Raw genomic sequence first — 16,994 nt, forward strand, 5'->3', positions numbered from 1 at the left:
GTGCTTGCCGCGACGCAGCGACCGGCACGAGACTGAACGCCACTCGGAAGGAACCGTCATGACCGCCACGACCGCGACCAGGGCCCACGCCCGGCTGCGACCCCTCGGCGCCGAGAGCGCGCGCTGGGCGAGCGGCTTCTGGGGAGATGTCCACGATCGCACGCGCGACGTGACGATCCCGCAGATCTGGTCCTCCCTGAGCGATCCGTCCGTCAGCCCGGGCCTCGCCAACTTCCGCATCGCGGCCGGCCTCGACGCCGGGGAGCACTCCGGTCCGCCGTTCATGGACGGCGACTTCTACAAGTGGCTCGAAGCCGCGATCGCCCGGCTCGAGACCGACCCCGACCCCGAGCTCGCCGCCCGCATCGAGGAGATCGCCCGCCTCATCGCGTCGGTGCAGCGCGAGGACGGCTACCTGCACACCCCCACGATCATCTCGTCCCGCAACCACGAGGACGTCATCGCCCTCGCCGACCGGTTCAACTTCGAGACGTACAACCTCGGCCACCTCATCACGGCCGGGGTGCGCCACTACGAGGTGACCGGGTCGACCACGCTGCTCGAGGCCGCCCGCAGGGCCGCCTCGTTCCTCGAGAACCTGGCGACGAACAAGCCGCTCGAGCTCGCGCGCAGTGCGATCTGCCCGTCCCACTACATGGCTGTCGTCGACCTCTACCGGGCCACCGGCGACGAGCAGTACCTGCGGCTCTCCGAGGCGTTCGTCCGCGTGCGGGACGATTTCGAGGGCGGCGACGACAACCAGGACCGCGTTCCGGTGCGGGAGCAGACGGTCGTTGCGGGCCACGCGGTTCGCGCGAACTACCTGTATGCCGGGCTCGCCGACCTCGTGGCCGAGACGGGCGACGAGGAGCTCGAGGCGGTGCTCGAGCGTCTGTGGCGCGATGTGGTCGACACCAAGCTCTACATCACCGGCGGCGCGGGCGCGCTGTACGACGGGGCCTCGCCGGACGGCTCGCCCTGGCAGCACCAGATCAGCCGCGTGCACCAGGCGTACGGGCGCGCGTACCAGCTTCCGCACACCACGGCGCACAATGAGTCGTGCGCGAACATCGGGCTGATCCTGTGGGGTGAGCGGATGCTGTCGCTCACGGGTGACGCGCAGTACGCCGACGTGATCGAGCAGGTGGCCTTCAACAGCCTGCTCTCGAGCATCAGCCTCGCGGGATCGGAGTACTTCTATACGAACCCGCTGCGTCAGGTGCGCGACCTCCCCTATGCGCTCCGCAGGCCGGGTGACACCGCGCTGCATCCGACTCCGCCGCCGCCGCCGTCGGACGAGCGCCTGCGCGAGCCGTACCTCTCGTGCTTCTGCTGCCCGCCCAACATCGCCCGCACGCTCGCGCGATTCCACGAGCGCGCCGCGTCCGTCGGCGACGACGGGCTGTTCGTCCACCTCTACGGGGGCAGCACGGTCGACGTGACCGCCGAGGACGGGCGGCGTCTCGCCCTCCGCGAGGACGGGGACTATCCGTGGTCGGAGCGGCTGACCTTCACAGTGACGGATGCCGCGGCGGGCGGCATCCCGCTGCACCTGCGCATCCCCGGCTGGTCGTCGGGCGCGACGCTCGCGGTCAACGGCGAGGCCGTGGCGACGGGCGAGCCGGGCACGTACGCCCGGATCGATCGGCAGTGGCGGACGGGCGACGTCGTCGAGCTCACGCTGCCGATGCCGGTGCGCGTGCTGCGGGCGCACCGGCTGGCTGAGGAGGCGACGAACCAGGTCGCGGTGCGCCGGGGACCGGTCGTGTACTGCGTCGAGAGCGCGGATCTGCCCGAGGGCGTCGTGCTCGAGCAGGTCGCCCTGCGCCGCGGGGCGGCGTTCCGGCCCGTCGAGACCGAGGTCGCCGGCCGGCGCGTCGTGGCGCTCGAGACCCGGGCCCTCGTGCTCCCGGCGTCGGACGAGGACGCCCTCTACGACGACGTGGCCGACGCGGACCTGCGCGAGGCGACCGTGCGGCTCGTCCCGTACTACGCGTGGGGCAACCGCGGTGCCGGCGAGATGTCGGTCTGGCTCCCGCTGGTCTGGTGACGCGCATGAACTCTCAGCACCCGGTCGCGGCATCCGTCACCGCGACGTACATCATCGAGACGTCCCTTCCGCTTCAGCAGGCGGCGGAAGTGCTCGCCGGCGAGCAGTCCACGGGCACCTTCGTGCGCGTCGAGCGCGAGTCGGACGACCTGCGAGCGCGCTTCGCCGCGCAGGTCGTCGCGATCGAGGAGCTGCCGCTCACCGGCGCCTCCCCCCTCCCCGGCGCCGTCGGCGACCCCGCCCTGCGCCGGCGGGCCCGGCTGCGGCTGCGGTTCCCGCTCGACAACTTCGGCCCGTCGCTGCCGAACCTGCTCGCCGCCGTCGCGGGGAATCTGTTCGAGATCAAGGAGCTCGCCGCGATCCGTCTGGTCGACCTCGAGCTGCCGGCGGCGTTCGCCGAGCGCTATGCCGGCCCGGCGTTCGGCGTCCAGGGCACGCGGCGGCTCGTCGGGCGCCCCGACGGAGCCATGATCGGGACGATCGTGAAGCCCAGCATCGGGCTCGCCCCGGCGGAGCTCGCCGAGGTGGTGGCGCAGCTCGCCGAGTCGGGCATCGACTTCATCAAGGACGACGAACTGCAGGGCAACGGCCCGAGCGCGCCGCTCGCCGAGCGCGTCGCCGCGGTGATGCCGGTGCTCGAGCGCTACGCCGATCGCTACGGCCGCAAGCCGATGTACGCCTTCAACATCACCGACGACATCGGTCGGCTCGAGGCCAACCACGACCTCGTCGTCGCCGCCGGCGGCACCTGCGTCATGGCGTGCATCAACCTCGTCGGGCTGCCGGGACTGGAGTTCCTGCGGCGCCACAGCGCCGTCCCGATTCACGGGCACCGCGCGATGTTCGGGGCGTTCGGACGCTCGGAGCAGGTCGGGATAGGGTTCCGTGCGTGGCAGAAGCTCGCGCGCCTGGCCGGCGCCGATCACCTGCACACCAACGGCATCAGCAACAAGTTCTACGAGACGGACGACCAGGTGCTCGACTCGATCGCGGCGGTGCGTGAGTCGCTGCTGGGGCTCACCCCCACGGTGCCCGTGCTGTCGTCGGGGCAGTGGGGCGGCCTCGCCCACGCGACGTACTCCGCCGTGGGCACCACCGACCTGCTCGTGCTCGCCGGCGGCGGCATCCACGGTCATCCGGACGGGGCGGCCGCGGGTGTGGCGAGCATGCGCGACGCGTGGGCGTCGGCGGCACGCGGCGAGACCATCGACGACGCGTACGAGAGCTCGCCCGCCCTGCGTCGCGCGGCGGAGCTGTTCGGGCCCGTCCGTGCCTAGAGCCCGCGTCGCCTTCTACGGCGACGACTTCACCGGCAGCGTCGACGCGCTGCTGCAGTTCGCCCGGCGGGGATGGACGGGTCGGCTCTTCACGAGGCTGCCGGATGCCGCGGCCCTGCGAGCGGCCGCCGAGGAGGTGGACGTGGTGGGCGTCGCGGGGATCTCGCGGTCCCTCGCGCCGGCAGACATGGACGGCGAACTGCGGCCGGTCTTCGCGGCGTTCGCCGAGCTCAGGCCTGACGTCGTCCAGTACAAGGCCTGCTCGACGGCGGACTCGGCGCCGGGCGTCGGGAGCCTCGGCCGGGTGGTGGAGCTCGCGAGGGAGGTCTTCGGCGACCGGACCGTGCCGATGCTGTTCGCACAGCCGGACTTCGGCCGCTACACGCTCTTCGGCCAGCACTTCGCCGCGGAGCGCGGCACGGTGTACCGCCTCGACCGCCAGCCCACGATGTCGCAGCATCCGTCGACGCCGATGACCGAGGCCGACCTCGCCGTGCACATCGGGCGGCAGACCGACCTTCCGGTCGGCGCGATCCCGCTGGTCGCTTACGACGAGCTCGAAGCCCTCCTGCGCCGCGCACCCGAGGCCGCTGTCGTGCTCGACGCCCTCACCGACGAGCACCTGGTCGCGATCGGCTCGGCCGTCACCCGGCTGCCGTCGCCCGTGTTCGCGATCGGCTCTGGTGGCCTGTCGCACGGGATCGCGGCCGCGTCCCCCGGGGACGCGCCGAGCCCGCCGACGTCGACGGGCGCGTCTGGGCCGGTGCTCGCGGTGTCGGGAAGCCGCTCCGCGCAGACACGCCGGCAGGCGGATGCCGCAGCCGCCGCGGGCTGGCTGGTGCGCCCGCTCCCCCTCGATGCGACGGGCGTCGCGGAAGCACTTCCCGAGATCGTCTCGGCGCTCCGCTCCGACCGCGGCGTCGTGCTGACGTCCGACGACGCCGCCACCGGCGCCGGGGACGGCACCCGGCTGCTGGAGGCGATCGCGGCCGCCGCGGCATCCGTCATCTCGGCCGTCGCGAGGGAGGGAGCCTCGCGCCGCGTCATCGTGTGCGGCGGCGACACGTCGAGCCGCGTGACGCGGCTACTCGGGGTGCAGGCGCTCTCGATCGCGGCCAACCCGTGGGGCAACGTGGTGCTGCTGCGCGCCCACGCGGCCGACCCGGCCGTCGATGGGGTGGAGCTCCTGCTCAAGGGCGGTCAGGTCGGCGCCGACAGCCTCTTCATCGATGTCGCGACGCTCGGCCCGCGGTAGCCGAGACGCATTCGCGCGAGACCTGTCGCGGATTGCCGGGCGGTCTGTCATGCTTTCTCCCACCGCGATTGGAAGCTGTCGTGAAGCCGTCACCTGAGGTTTCTCCGCTTGCGCCCATAGGGCCTTATCACCGCACGGTCGTGGGCGTGCTCGGCGGCCTCATCGGACTCCTCGCGCTGAGCGTGATCGCGGGCCTGCTCGCCGTCGCTCCGATCACTCCGGTCCTGGCGATCTCGGGGCACGCCGCCAGCCGGGCGGTCTCGCTGTTCGACGGCATGCCCAGCTACCTCGCCATCGACCGGCTCATGCTGCCGACCACGATCTACGCCCGGGATCCCCACACCGGACAGGACGTGGAGCTCACCTCGTTCTACGACCAGAACCGCGTCCCCGTCAAGTTCGACCAGATCGCTCCGGTCATGTACGACGCGATCCTGGCGTCGGAAGACCCCCGCTTCTACGAGCATGGCGGCATCGACCTGATGGGCACGACTCGCGCGCTCATCAGGAACGCCCAGGGCGGCAGCATCCAGGGCGGCTCGTCGATCAGCCAGCAGTACGTCAAGAACGTCCTGGTGCAGCGGTGCGAGCGGGACGCGGTCGCCTCCGACACCCAGACCCGCGACGAGGTGCTCCGGGCGTGCTGGCTCGATGCCACCCGGGCAAGCGGTGTCGAGGGGTATGAGCGCAAGCTGCAGGAGATCCGCTACGCCGTGCAGCTCGAGCAGGAATACTCCAAGAACGACATCCTGCTCGGCTACCTGAACATCGCGAACTTCGGCGGAACAACCTACGGCATCGAGGCAGCGGCGCGCTACTACTTCAGCACGACCGCGGCGGCGCTCGCGCTGGGACAGGCCGCGACGCTCGCCGGCATCGTGCAGAACCCGAACACGTTCCGCATAGACAGGCCCGGCGGCTCGATCATCGGGTCCGACGGCACCGGCTACAACAAGGCGGCCGACGGCTCGATCGAGGACGTCACGCCGGGAACGCTCGCGGGCCTGGACACGCTGCTGGACGAGGGAAGGATCACGCCCGAGCAGTACCTCGCGGCCGGCGACGCCTACAGCGCGACCAAGGGCCGGCAGCTCTATGTGCTGGACCGGATGCGCGAGGACGGCCGCATCACCGACGAGCAGTACGTCGCCGCAGCCATCGAGCCGATCTCGCCGGCCGTGCAGCCCGCGCGCACCGGGTGCGCCGCGACGTGGGCGCCGTTCTTCTGCCAGTACGTCGTCAACACCGTGCGCTACGACCCCGACTACGCCGGCGCGTTCGGCGAGACGGCACAGCAGCGCCGTCAGTCGCTGACCCGAGAGGGTCTGCACATCTACACGACGATGGACTGGCGCCTGCAGGCCGCTTCGCAGGACGCGATGCGACGGTACGCTCCGGAGGCGGTTCCGGGCATGGCCTTCGGCGCGGCGTCGGTGAGCATCGACGCCGGCACCGGGCGCATCCTGGCGATCAGCCAGAACAACCGGTTCACCGAGGACGCCGACCTCGCCGCCACCGACCCCGTCTACACCTCGCTCGTGTACGCCGGCGACGGCGTGCACGGCGTGTCCGACGGGTTCCCCACGGGATCGACGTTCAAGCTCTTCACCCTCGTCGACTGGCTCGAGAAGGGGCACTCGCTGTTCGAGACGGTCAACGGCACCCTGCGGGCGATCCCGCGCCTGCAGGATCGCTGCGAGGGGACCTGGGTGAACCGCGAGAACCACGTGGTGCGCAACTTCGGCGGCACGCCCGGCTACGTCGGAACGCCGATGCAGTTCACGGCGCAGTCGCTCAACAGCGGCTTCCTCGGGATGGCGGAACGGCTCGACCTGTGCGACATCGAGGAGGTGACCGCGCGCATGGGCGTGACGCGCGGCACGGGCGACCCGGTCGACCTCGACGGTGCCGCCTCGATCATCGGCACCAACAACATCGCGCCCGCCGCGATGGCGTCCGCGTTCGCGACGGTGGCCAACAACGGGGTGCGCTGCGTTCCGCGGGCCATCGAGAGGGTGACCAACGCGGAGGGCACAGAACTCCCCGTTCCGGGCGACCGTTGCTCGCAGGCCATCAGCCCCGAGGTGGCGGCGGCCACGGCGTTCGCGCTGCAGGGCGTGATGGTGCCGGGCGGCACCGGCTACGGCGGCAACCCCAACGACGGCACGCCGCTCCTGGGCAAGACAGGGACCCACGAGCAGATCCAGACGTGGCTGGTCGAGTCCAGCACGCGGGTCACCACAGCCGTATGGGTCGGGAACGCGATCGGGGTCGGCGATGTATTCCGGGTGTTCCACGACGGCCGCCCGCTGTCGCAGGCGCGGCTTCCGCTCGCGCGCGACATCCAGGCGACGGCGAATCAGCTGTACCCCGGCGGCGCGTTCGCCCCTCCGCCGGGACACCTGCTCGGGCGCGCGCCGCTGCGCGATCGGGGCGGCGACGACTGACGTCCCGTCCCGTCCCGCTCAACGTGCATGCATCCCCACACTCCACGCCGTTCGCTCGCGTGGGATGCGGTAGCGCTCGGGGAGCGCCGGACCCACCGAGGCCGACCCGAGACCCTGCTGCGCGTGGTCGATGTTGAGCCACACGCGTCCTGAGTCCACCAGCTGGTGCGGCTTGGCGGCCTCGTCGAGCGCGTGCGAGGTCCACCGGCGCGCCGTGAAGCCGAACTCGGGCCTCCCGGTCACCAGGAGCGACGGCATCCGATGGCCGCCGATCTCCAGCCAGCGGGTCTGCACGTGGTTCCCGTTCTCCTGCGGCACCGGGTACGCAACCTGCAGCTCGTCGACGGTCCGGGAGAACCGGCCGACGCGCGAGCCCTCGTACGAGTCGATGTACGTCTCCCCCGGCCCCCGCCCGAACCACGTCACGTCCTCGGTCCTGCCGGGGAGGCCGAAGAGGAGTCCGAGCCTCGGCACCGGGATGTCGCGGTGCAGGTAGGGGGTGTCGGTCCACGGGCCCACGAAGTCGACGGCGACGTCGAGCACCAGCTCGTCGCCGTCCGCCGACCAGGCCATGGCCCACTCGACCGCGTGAGGGTGGGTTCGGGGCGCCGTACGCCCCGACAGCCGCAGCACGCCGTCGAGGACGGCGACCTCGTCCACGCGGTGCAGCAGCCGGTGCAGCTGCGTCTTGCGCCAGACCGCCGCCAGGTTGTTCAACTCCCCCTGGCCGTGGTCGTTCTCGGTGGGCGCGCGATGCAGGTCGAGCACCGGCCCGTCGATCTCGAGGTCGCCGAGCCGCACGAGTCGTCCGGTCGACCCGTCGAACACGGCGGGACCCAGCACGATCGAGCCGTCGTCCCGGCGGTGCGCGGTCGGCGCAGCGCTTCGGCGCGACGTCGCACCCGGGCCGCGCGCGGATCGCGGCGCGTCGGGCACGGCAGGGCGCGGAACGACGTGCTGCCCCCACGCCAGGACGTGCCCGGCCGGTGCCCAGGATTCGTCCGCGGCGAGCGCCGCCTCGAGCGTCAGCACGGCATCGGCGACGGATGCCGCGTCCACCGCATCCTCCGATCCCTCGCCCGGGCGAAGGGCGCGGAGGGCGGCATCCGGCAGCGCGAGCTCGACCGCCTCGCCGGCTGCCACCGGCGGGACGTGCAGTACGCCGGTCGCCGCCATCGCGCCGCCGGCTTCGATGGTCCAGCGGAACACGAGGTCGGACGTGTCGGCCGCATGACGACGGTTGGCGATGGCGACCGACGCTTCTGCGACCCGGATCTCGACCGGCTCATGGGCCTTGCACAGCTCGACGAGTCCCGGCGTCGGGGTCCGGTCGCTGAACACCAGGCCGTGCAGGCCGAAGCGGCCCCCGCGCGGTTCGTAGTCCACGTCGTCGCCGTGCATGACGAACGGGATCCCGTCGTCGGTCGTCGCGTGGAACCCGTGATCGATCCACTCCCACACGAAGGCGCCGCAGAGGCGGTCGTGCGCGCGGATGATGCGCCAGTAGTCCTGCAGCGACCCCGGGCCGTTCCCCATCGCGTGGGCGTACTCGACGAGGAGGAACGGCAGGGTGCGGCGGCGCTCCTCGTCCGCCTCGGTGACCCCGTCGGGGAGGGGGCTCTCCGCCCCCTGCTCCCCCATCACCATGCCGTGCATTCCGAGCCGCCCGCCGCGCGGCTCCGCGCGCCGCCCGATCTGCTCGAGGAGCTCGAGCGACGGATACATGAGCGAGTAGAAGTCCGAGTCGCGGTAGCTCGGGTCGCGTTCGTAGAGCACGGGTCGCGACGGATCGCGTTCGTGCAGCCAGCGCCGCATCTCGGCGAAACCCTCACCCGTCATGCTCTCGTTCGCCAGCGACCACACCACGACGCTCGGACGGTTCTTGTCGCGCTCCACCGTCCGCCGGAGGCGGTCCATGACGGCGTCGCGCCACTCCGGCAGCGCCGGCGGGTTGTGAGCCCATCCCTCGTAGATGAAGCCGTGCGTCTCGAGGTCGACCTCGACGACCACCCAGAGCCCGTACTCGTCGCAGAGGCGGAGGAACTCGGGATGGGGCGGGTAGTGACTGGTCCGCACCGCGTCGATGTTCGCCCGCTTCATCATCACGATGTCGCGGACCATCGTGTCGTGGTCGAGGGCGCGACCGGAGTCGGGGTGGTGCTCGTGCCGGTTCACGCCGCGGAAGGTCAACGGACGCCCGTTTGCGCGGAGGATCCCGTCGACGATGTCGATGCGCCGGAAGCCGACGGCGAGCTCCACCGTCTCCCCCGGCGAGCGGAGCGTCCCCCGGTACAACCGGGGCCGGTCGGCGCTCCACGGCTCGACGGGCTCGATCGCGGTCTCACCGGCGGTCATGCGGATGCCGAGCTCGGGGATCTCGACCGTCGCCGGGGTGCCGGCATCCACCCGCAGCGTGCCGAGTCCCGTCGACGCGTCGTAGTCGGCGTGCACGAAATGATCATCGATCCCGTCGTCCGGCCGGGAGAGCAGCTCGACGTCGCGGAAGATGCCCGGGAGCCACCACATGTCCTGGTCCTCGAGATACGTTCCCGCGGACCAGCGGTGCACGCGCACGCACAGCACGTTGCGACCCTCACACGCCGGCGCGTCGAACTCGAACGGCAGGCGGCTGCCGCTGGACCAGCCCAGCTCGCGGCCGTTGAGCCACACTTTCGCGCAGGAGTCGACTCCCTGGAACCGCAGCACCGCACGCCCGAAGTGCGCGGGGACGTCGAATGCGAGGCGGTAGTCCCCGGTCGGGTTCTCGGTGGGCACGCGGGGCGGGTCCAGCGGGATCGGGTAGGCGGTGTTCGTGTAGAGCGGCCCCTCCTCCGTGCCGATCATGCGCCGAGCCGGCCCGCCCGCGAGCGGGGTGAACTCCTCGAGCACCCAGTGGGAGGGGACCGGCATCGCGTCCCACGCGGAGTCGTCGAAGTCCGGTTCGAGGAACGCGTCGCCGGTGCCGTGCGCCGTCGGCGAGAGCCGGAAGCGCCACGTCCCGTTCAGGCGGAGCACCCTCGCGTCGGTCTGGGCATCGGCGCGGGGCGCGCGCCTGCCCGACCCGGGTGCCGTGCTTTCCCAGTACCGCTCCCCGACGTCGGCACCGTTCGCCGCGTCGCTGCGGCTGGAGACGGCCGTCGAAGATCCGCTAGTCTGCATGTGCATCAGTGGGTGCATATCCATTCTCTTATGAATGTGATTGCAGTCTAGTCCAGCGAGGAGTTCCCATGGCAAGGACGGCGGCCCCGTCGACGCTTCCGCGCGCGCACGTGCCCGACGCCGTCAGACGCGCCGTGACGGATGCCTCACGCATCCGTGATCGCGCCATCGACCGGGTTGCCTACGCGAGCGACGCCTCGCACTTCCTCCTGACGCCGCGGGCGGTCCTCATCGCCGCCGACGCCGCCGAGGTGGGAGCCGTCATGCGCGCGGCGAGCGCGAGCGGCTCGAAGCTCACCTTCCGCTCCGGCGGCACGAGCCTCTCGGGACAGGCGTCGACCGACGGGCTGATGGTCGATGTGCGACAGCGCTTCCGCCGCATCGACGTGCTCGACGACGGCCGCCGCGTGCGGGTACAGCCGGGCGCGACGGTGCGGCAGGTCAACGCCCGTCTCGCCCGCCACGGTCACCGGCTCGGCCCCGACCCGGCCAGTGAGCTGGCGTGCACGATCGGCGGGGTCGTCAACAACAACTCCAGCGGCATGGCGTGCGGCGTCACCGAGAACAGCTACCGCACCCTCGAGTCCCTCGTCTTCGTCCTGCCGTCGGGCACCGTGGTCGACTCCGGCGCCCCCGACGCCGACGCCGCGCTGCGCGCGGCGGAGCCCGCGCTCGTCGACCGGCTGCTCCGGCTGCGGGAGCGCGTCGTGTCGAACCCCCGCTCGGTGGAAATCATCCGCAGGCAGTTCGCGGTGAAGAACACGATGGGCTACGGCGTCAATGCCTTCCTCGACTTCCACACCCCCGCGGAGCTACTCGCCCACCTCCTCGTGGGCAGCGAGGGGACGCTCGCGTTCGTCGCCGAGGCGACCTACCGCACGGTGCCGCTGCGCCCGCAGATCGCGACGGCCCTGACCGTGTTCCCCAACCTCGAAGCGGCCACGCGCGCCCTCCCCGACCTGGTCGCGACCGGGGCCGTGACCCTCGAGTTGATGGATGCCACTTCCCTGCGCGTGGGCCAGTCGCTCGCGGGCGCCCCCCGGCAGATCCAGGGGCTCTCCGTCTGCGACCAGGCCGCGCTGCTGATCGAGTACCAGGCAGACGACGGCGAGGAGCTCGCCGACCTCGTCGCCCGCGGCGGGCGGGCGCTCGCAACCGAGCCGCTGGAGGCCGCCGCCGTCTTCTCGTCCGACGCCGCGGAGCGCGCAGCCGCGTGGAAGCTCCGCAAGGGCCTGTACGCGTCGGTGGCGGGCGCCCGCCCGAGCGGGACCACGGCGCTCCTGGAGGACGTGGTGGTGCCCGTCGAGCGCCTCGCCGCCGCATGCGAGAGCCTCCAGACGCTCTTCGACCGCTACGAGTACCGCGACAGCGTCATCTTCGGCCACGCGAAGGACGGCAACATCCACTTCCTCCTCACCGACCGCTTCGAGTCGGCCGAGCAGCTGTCGCGCTACACCGCCTTCACCGAGGACATGGTCGATCTCGTGCTCGGGGCCGGCGGCAACCTCAAGGCCGAGCACGGCACCGGGCGTGTGATGGCGCCGTATGTGCGGCGGCAGTACGGCGACGAGCTCTACGAGGTCATGCGTGAGCTGAAGCGACTGTGCGACCCGGCCGGCATCCTCAACCCGGGTGTCATCATCGACGACGATCCCGACGCGCACCTGAAGAACATCAAGCTGGCCGACCCGATCGAGCCCGAGGCCGATCGCTGCGTCGAGTGCGGCTACTGCGAGCCGGTGTGCCCGAGCAAGGACCTGACGCTCACCCCGCGCCAGCGGATCGTCACGCGGCGGGCGATCGCCCGGGCCGAGGCATCCGGCGACGACGCCCTCATGCGCGAGCTGGAACGCGACTTCGACTACGCGGGCGTCGACACCTGCGCCGTGGACGGCATGTGCCAGACAGCCTGCCCCGTTCTCATCGATACGGGGTCGCTCGTCAAGCGGCTGCGGCGGGAGGAAGCCGGGCGCGTCGCGAGCGGGGCATGGTCGGGCGCTGCCCGCTCCTGGGGCGCCGCCACCCGCGCAGCGAGCACGGGCCTGACCCTCGCCGACAAGCTCCCGGGCGGATTGGTCACCGCGGCCACCGACGTCGGGCGCGCGGTGCTGGGCGCCGACGCCGTCCCGCGGTACACCGACGACCTGCCGCCCGGCGGCCCGCGCCGCTCGCGGCTGGGATCGTCGATCGGCGCGCAGGACGCGGCCACGGTCGGGGTCTTCCTCCCGGCCTGCGTCAACACCATGTTCGGGCCGGCCGCGGACGGCATCGGCGTCACCGAGGCATTCCGTCGCCTGGCGGAACGCGCCGGCGTGCGGCTTGCGGTGCCCGAGCGGGTGGACGCGCTGTGCTGCAGCACTCCCTGGACCTCCAAGGGATATGCGGGCGGGCGCGAAGTGATCGCGCAGCGCGTGGTCGCCGAGCTCGGGAAGGCCTCCCGGTCCGACGAGCTCACCATCGTGACGGATGCTTCCAGCTGCACCGAAGGCTTCGTCCGCCTGCTCGCCGACGCCGGCGTCGCAGTCGGGGTCGAGGACGCCGTGTCGTTCACCGATCGCGTGCTGCTCCCGCGCCTGGGCCCGGTGACGCCGCGGGTCGGGACGCTGGCGCTTCACCCGACCTGCTCCTCGGCGCAGCTCGGCCTCGACCCGTCGCTGCGGAGAGTGGCGGAAGCCGTCGCCGCCGAGGTCGTGGTGCCCGACGCGTGGGGGTGCTGCGGGTTCGCCGGCGACCGCGGGATGCTGCACCCCGAGCTCACCGCGTCGGCCACCGCCGCCGAGGCCGCCGAGGTGCGCGCCCTCGGCGCCGACGCGCATGCGTCGTGCAACCGCACGTGCGAGCTGGGCCTGACGCGGGCCACCGGATCGGACTACCGGCACGTGCTCGAGCTGCTCGAGGAGGCTACCCGCCCAGCCTCGCGCTGACGCGTGCCGAGCCGCACGGAGGTCGACAAATCACGCGGAGGTTGAGAAACCACCGGATCGGCGGTTTCTCGACCGGATCGCGGTTTCTCAAGCCCCCCGGTCGTCAGCCGGCGGTCGACTCCCTGACCACGAGCTCGGGCTGGAACCGCACGCGGCGGTCGTGCGCGCCGCCCGGGTCCTCCTGCTCCTTCAGCAGTAGATCCACCGCGGTGTACCCGATCAGGTGGGCGGGCTGCCGGATCGAGCTCAGCGGCACGACGGTGGCCGACGCGAAGTCGATGTCGTCGTAGCCGATGAGCGCGATGTCGCGGGGCACCTGCAGGTCGGCCATCAGCGTGAAGGCCTGCAGCGCGCCGACGGCGAGGAGGTCGTTCGCGGCGAACACGGCGTCGGGCCGCTCGTCTGCCGGCCGCGCGCGCAGCAGCTCTCCGGCCTCTCGCCCCTGCAGCACGGTCAGCGCCGACATCTCGACGACCTCGAGCGTCGCGTCGTCCGCCTCGGCGATCGCCCGGCGCGCACCGTCGAGGCGGTCGGCGACTTGGCGGATCGTCGTCGGACCGGCGACGTAGGCGATGCGACGGCGGCCCAGCGAGAGCAGATGGGACACCGCGAGGTAGCCGCCCTCCACGTCGTCCACCGACACCGACGCGAACCCGCGCTCGGCGTCCTCGTGGTCGACGAGCACCACCGGCACCCCTGCGGTGCGCAGCCGGTCCAGGCGGCTCGGATGGCCGTCGACCGGGGTGACCAGCACCCCGTTGACCCGCTGCTCGCGGAACAGCTCGAGGTAGGCATCCTCGCGGTCGGCGCGCTCGTCGCTGTTGCCCAGCAGCACGCTCATGCCGGACTCCGCGGCCCGGTCCTCGGCGCCGCGGGCGACCTCCGCGAAGAACGGGTTGCCCGCGTCGAGCACGATCAGCGCGATGCTGCGGCTGCGACCGGCGCGCAGCTGGCGCGCCGCATCGTTGCGCACGAACCCGAGCTCCTCGATCGCCTGCGTGACGCGCTCGACTGTCGCCGGCGCCACCTTCTCCGGCCGGTTCAGCACGTTCGAGACGGTGCCGACGGAGACGGATGCCGCCGCCGCGACGTCGCGCACGCTCACCACCATCGAACGAACCTCCTCGGCCGAAACGCTACCTGCTTCGGAGTATCGTCGGCCAGCGGGGATGGTAAACGCTGTCCGTTGCGAACGCCTTCCACATGGTCTACGATCGTTGAAACGATTCATCGCCGGAGGCGCGCGAGCCCCGCAAGCCGGGGACCGCGACCGTCTGCATCCGAAGGAGCCAGCCCCCATGCCCAGCCCGACCGCGACGAAGCGCGTGTGCTTCCTGCTGCAGGTGCGGCCGGAGCTGCTGGACGAGTACCTCGCCCGGCACGCGCCGGTGTGGCCCGAGATGCTCGAGGAGATCGCGGCCGCCGGCCGACGCAACTATTCGCTGTTCCTCGGCGACGGCGGCCGCCTCATCGGCTACTACGAGACCGACGACGACGAGGCGGCGCAGGCCTACCTGGCGCAGTCCGAGGTCGCCGCGCTCTGGGAAGCCGAGATGGGCCGCTTCTTCGTCGGGCTCGACGGCCGGCCCGACCAGGCGGCGACACCCCTCACCGAGATCTTCAACCTGCACGACCAGCTCGCCGCCGCCCGGGGTGCGGCGACCGAGCAGCCCCAGACGGACCCCGCCGACGAAGAAGGCACCGCATCATGACGACGCTGTCCCCAGACATCCTCACCCAGCTCGAAGGCCAGGGCATCGAGCTGCCCAGCTGGGCGTTCGGCAACTCCGGCACGCGCTTCCGCGTGTTCACGACGCCCGGCACGCCTCGGGACCCGTACGAGAAGATCGCGGATGCCGCGCAGGTCCACGCCTACACGAAGCTCGCGCCGAGCGTGGCCCTGCACATCCCGTGGGACAAGGTCGACGACTACGCCGACCTGCGCCGCCACGCCGAGGACCTCGGGGTGAGCCTCGGCACCATCAACTCGAACACGTTCCAGGACGAGGACTACAAGTTCGGGGCGCTCACCCACCACGACGACCGCATCCGCCGGAAGGCGATTGATCACCACCTCGAGTGCATCGACATCATGGACGCCACCGGCTCGCGCGACCTGAAGATCTGGCTCGCCGAGGGGTCGAACTACCCCGGCCAGGCCGACCTGCGCGCGCGTCAGGATCGCCTCGCGGACTCGCTGCAGCAGATCTACGCGCGTCTGGGCGACGAGCAGCGCCTCGTGCTGGAGTACAAGTTCTTCGAGCCGGCGTTCTATCACACCGACGTTCCGGACTGGGGCACGTCATACGCGCAGGTCGCCGCGCTCGGCGACCGCGCGATGGTGTGCCTCGACACCGGCCACCACGCGCCCGGCACGAACATCGAGTTCATCGTGATGCAGCTGCTGCGCCTGGGCAAGCTCGGCTCGTTCGACTTCAACTCGCGGTTCTACGCCGACGACGACCTCATCGTGGGCGCCGCCGATCCGTTCCAGCTGTTCCGCATCATCTTCGAGGTGGTGCGCGGGGGCGGCCTGAACAACCCCGAGGTCGCGTTCATGCTGGACCAGTGTCACAACGTCGAGGACAAGATCCCCGGCCAGATCCGCTCGGTGCTGAACGTCCAGGAGATGACGGCCCGCGCCCTCCTCGTCGACCGCGACGCACTCGCGACGGCGCAGCAGCAGAACGACGTGCTCGGCGCCAATGCCGTCCTCATGGACGCGTTCTACACCGACGTGCGTCCCGCCCTCGCCGAGTGGCGCGAGTCGCGGGGCCTCGCGGCCGACCCGATGGCCGCGTATGCGGCATCCGGCTACCAGCAGCAGATCGCCGCCGACCGCGTCGGCGGCACGCAGGCCGGCTGGGGCGCCTGACGACCACCAGACCCACCGGGGGCGCGGGATGCCGATCCCCGCGTCCCCGGTGCACACCCTGATCCCGGCACCGCCGCCGGACCACGACTCCCGAAGGATCCAGATGAGCGACCCCTACTCCGCCGCCGACGGACTCGTGCGCGTGTACCCCGCTCGCGAGCCGAACGGCACCGGCCTGGTGTGGGCGCACGGCGGCGGCTTCGCCTTCGGCGACCTCGACATGCCCGAGTCGGACTGGGTGGCGAGCAGTCTCGCCGCACGCGGCACCACCGTCGTGTCGGTCGACTACCGCCTCGCGCCCGTGCCGGCGGAGTGGACGGATGCCGCCACCCCGCGCGCCGGGCACCACTACCCCGCAGCCTCCGACGACATGCTCGCGGCGTGGTCGTGGGTGGTGGCGAACGCCGGCCGGCTGCGGATCGCGCTCGATCGCCTCGCGATCGGCGGCACCAGCGCCGGGGGGAACCTCGCTGCCGGGGCGACGCTGCGCCTCATCGAGCGGCGTGCGGAGGCGCTGCCCGCCCTGGTGCTGCTCGCCTATCCGACGCTGCTGGCGGTGCAGCCGGCACCGGATGCCGCACTGCGCGCCGCCCTCGACGCCCAGCCCGACGCCGACACCTTCGGACCGGAGGCCGTGCGGGGGATGTACGAGAACTACCTCGGCGGACCGGTCGACGCGGCACCGGTGGGCGCGATCCCGGGCCTGGCCCGCCCGGTCGACCTCGCGGAGTTCCCACCGACCTTCATCGTCAACGGCGACGTCGACGAGCTCCGCCTCTCGGGCGAGGTGTTCGCGGCGTCGCTGCGCGCCGCGAGACGCCCGGTCGACGTCGTCACCGAGGCCGGCACGCAGCACGGCCACCTCAACCGACCGCATGAGGCGGCGGCATCCGTCACCCTGGACCGCTTCGCCGCCCGCCTCGCGGGGCTCTCGAGCCTCACCCCGCCCATCGCGCACGCCCCCTCCGCGACTCGCCAGGACACGCCGGTCGCCTGACCCGCAGCCG

Annotated in this window: 10 protein-coding genes; 8 read left to right on the top strand and 2 right to left on the bottom strand. The window is 71.9% G+C overall.

Going from position 1 to position 16,994, the window contains the following annotated elements; genetic code table 11:
- Window positions 1-58: 58 nt before the first annotated feature.
- From IR212_RS14935 to IR212_RS14950, 4 genes are all read left to right on the top strand, one after another.
- Window positions 59-2,050: a glycoside hydrolase family 127 protein gene (locus IR212_RS14935; protein WP_194396646.1), complete on the top strand. Its 1,992-nt coding sequence runs from the start codon at window positions 59-61 to the stop codon at window positions 2,048-2,050.
- Window positions 2,051-2,055: 5 nt separating this feature from the next.
- Entirely contained in the window at window positions 2,056-3,327 is a 1,272-nt protein-coding gene (locus IR212_RS14940) for a RuBisCO large subunit C-terminal-like domain-containing protein (protein WP_194396647.1), read from the top strand.
- Entirely contained in the window at window positions 3,320-4,582 is a 1,263-nt protein-coding gene (locus tag IR212_RS14945) for a four-carbon acid sugar kinase family protein (protein WP_194396648.1), read from the top strand. Before IR212_RS14940 ends, IR212_RS14945 begins: the two co-directional genes overlap by 8 nt.
- Before the next feature lie 140 nt (window positions 4,583-4,722).
- On the top strand, window positions 4,723-7,029 hold the full coding sequence (locus tag IR212_RS14950) for a transglycosylase domain-containing protein (protein WP_228479357.1): 2,307 nt from the start codon (window positions 4,723-4,725) through the stop codon (window positions 7,027-7,029).
- A gap of 18 nt (window positions 7,030-7,047) precedes the next feature.
- On the opposite strand, the gene IR212_RS14955 is transcribed toward IR212_RS14950, so the two are convergent.
- Window positions 7,048-10,194 (bottom strand): glycoside hydrolase family 2 TIM barrel-domain containing protein, encoded by a 3,147-nt coding sequence (locus IR212_RS14955; protein ID WP_228479358.1) that lies wholly within the window; start codon window positions 10,192-10,194, stop codon window positions 7,048-7,050.
- Window positions 10,195-10,256: 62 nt separating this feature from the next.
- Here IR212_RS14955 and IR212_RS14960 point away from each other — a divergent pair, with 62 nt between their 5' ends.
- Window positions 10,257-13,112, top strand: a complete 2,856-nt coding sequence (locus tag IR212_RS14960) for an FAD-binding and (Fe-S)-binding domain-containing protein (RefSeq protein WP_194396649.1) — start codon at window positions 10,257-10,259, stop codon at window positions 13,110-13,112.
- 103 nt (window positions 13,113-13,215) lie between these two features.
- On the opposite strand, the gene IR212_RS14965 is transcribed toward IR212_RS14960, so the two are convergent.
- Entirely contained in the window at window positions 13,216-14,223 is a 1,008-nt protein-coding gene (locus IR212_RS14965) for a LacI family DNA-binding transcriptional regulator (RefSeq protein ID WP_194396650.1), read from the bottom strand.
- Between the two features lie 187 nt (window positions 14,224-14,410).
- On the opposite strand from IR212_RS14965, the gene IR212_RS14970 reads away from it, so the two are divergent.
- From IR212_RS14970 to IR212_RS14980, 3 genes are all read left to right on the top strand, one after another.
- A complete protein-coding gene (locus IR212_RS14970; RefSeq protein ID WP_194396651.1) occupies window positions 14,411-14,824 on the top strand; it encodes an L-rhamnose mutarotase in 414 nt (137 codons plus the stop codon).
- A complete protein-coding gene (gene rhaI, locus IR212_RS14975; protein WP_194396652.1) occupies window positions 14,821-15,987 on the top strand; it encodes an L-rhamnose isomerase in 1,167 nt (388 codons plus the stop codon). The genes IR212_RS14970 and rhaI overlap by 4 nt, the downstream gene beginning before the upstream one ends.
- A 103-nt stretch (window positions 15,988-16,090) precedes the next feature.
- Window positions 16,091-16,984 (top strand): alpha/beta hydrolase fold domain-containing protein, encoded by an 894-nt coding sequence (locus tag IR212_RS14980; RefSeq protein ID WP_194396653.1) that lies wholly within the window; start codon window positions 16,091-16,093, stop codon window positions 16,982-16,984.
- Window positions 16,985-16,994: the final 10 nt, after the last annotated feature.

This window comes from Microbacterium atlanticum (assembly GCF_015277815.1).
Taxonomy (GTDB): domain Bacteria; phylum Actinomycetota; class Actinomycetes; order Actinomycetales; family Microbacteriaceae; genus Microbacterium; species Microbacterium atlanticum.

Bases quoted from the DNA above. Each gene is read 5' to 3' on its own strand.
- IR212_RS14935 (WP_194396646.1), top strand. From the start codon at position 59: ATGACCGCCACGACCGCGACCAGGGCCCACGCCCGGCTGCGACCCCTC.
- IR212_RS14940 (WP_194396647.1), top strand. From the start codon at position 2,056: ATGAACTCTCAGCACCCGGTCGCGGCATCCGTCACCGCGACGTACATC.
- IR212_RS14955 (WP_228479358.1), bottom strand. From the start codon at position 10,194: ATGCACATGCAGACTAGCGGATCTTCGACGGCCGTCTCCAGCCGCAGC.
- IR212_RS14960 (WP_194396649.1), top strand. From the start codon at position 10,257: ATGGCAAGGACGGCGGCCCCGTCGACGCTTCCGCGCGCGCACGTGCCC.
- IR212_RS14965 (WP_194396650.1), bottom strand. From the start codon at position 14,223: ATGGTGGTGAGCGTGCGCGACGTCGCGGCGGCGGCATCCGTCTCCGTC.
- IR212_RS14970 (WP_194396651.1), top strand. From the start codon at position 14,411: ATGCCCAGCCCGACCGCGACGAAGCGCGTGTGCTTCCTGCTGCAGGTG.
- rhaI (WP_194396652.1), top strand. From the start codon at position 14,821: ATGACGACGCTGTCCCCAGACATCCTCACCCAGCTCGAAGGCCAGGGC.
- IR212_RS14980 (WP_194396653.1), top strand. From the start codon at position 16,091: ATGAGCGACCCCTACTCCGCCGCCGACGGACTCGTGCGCGTGTACCCC.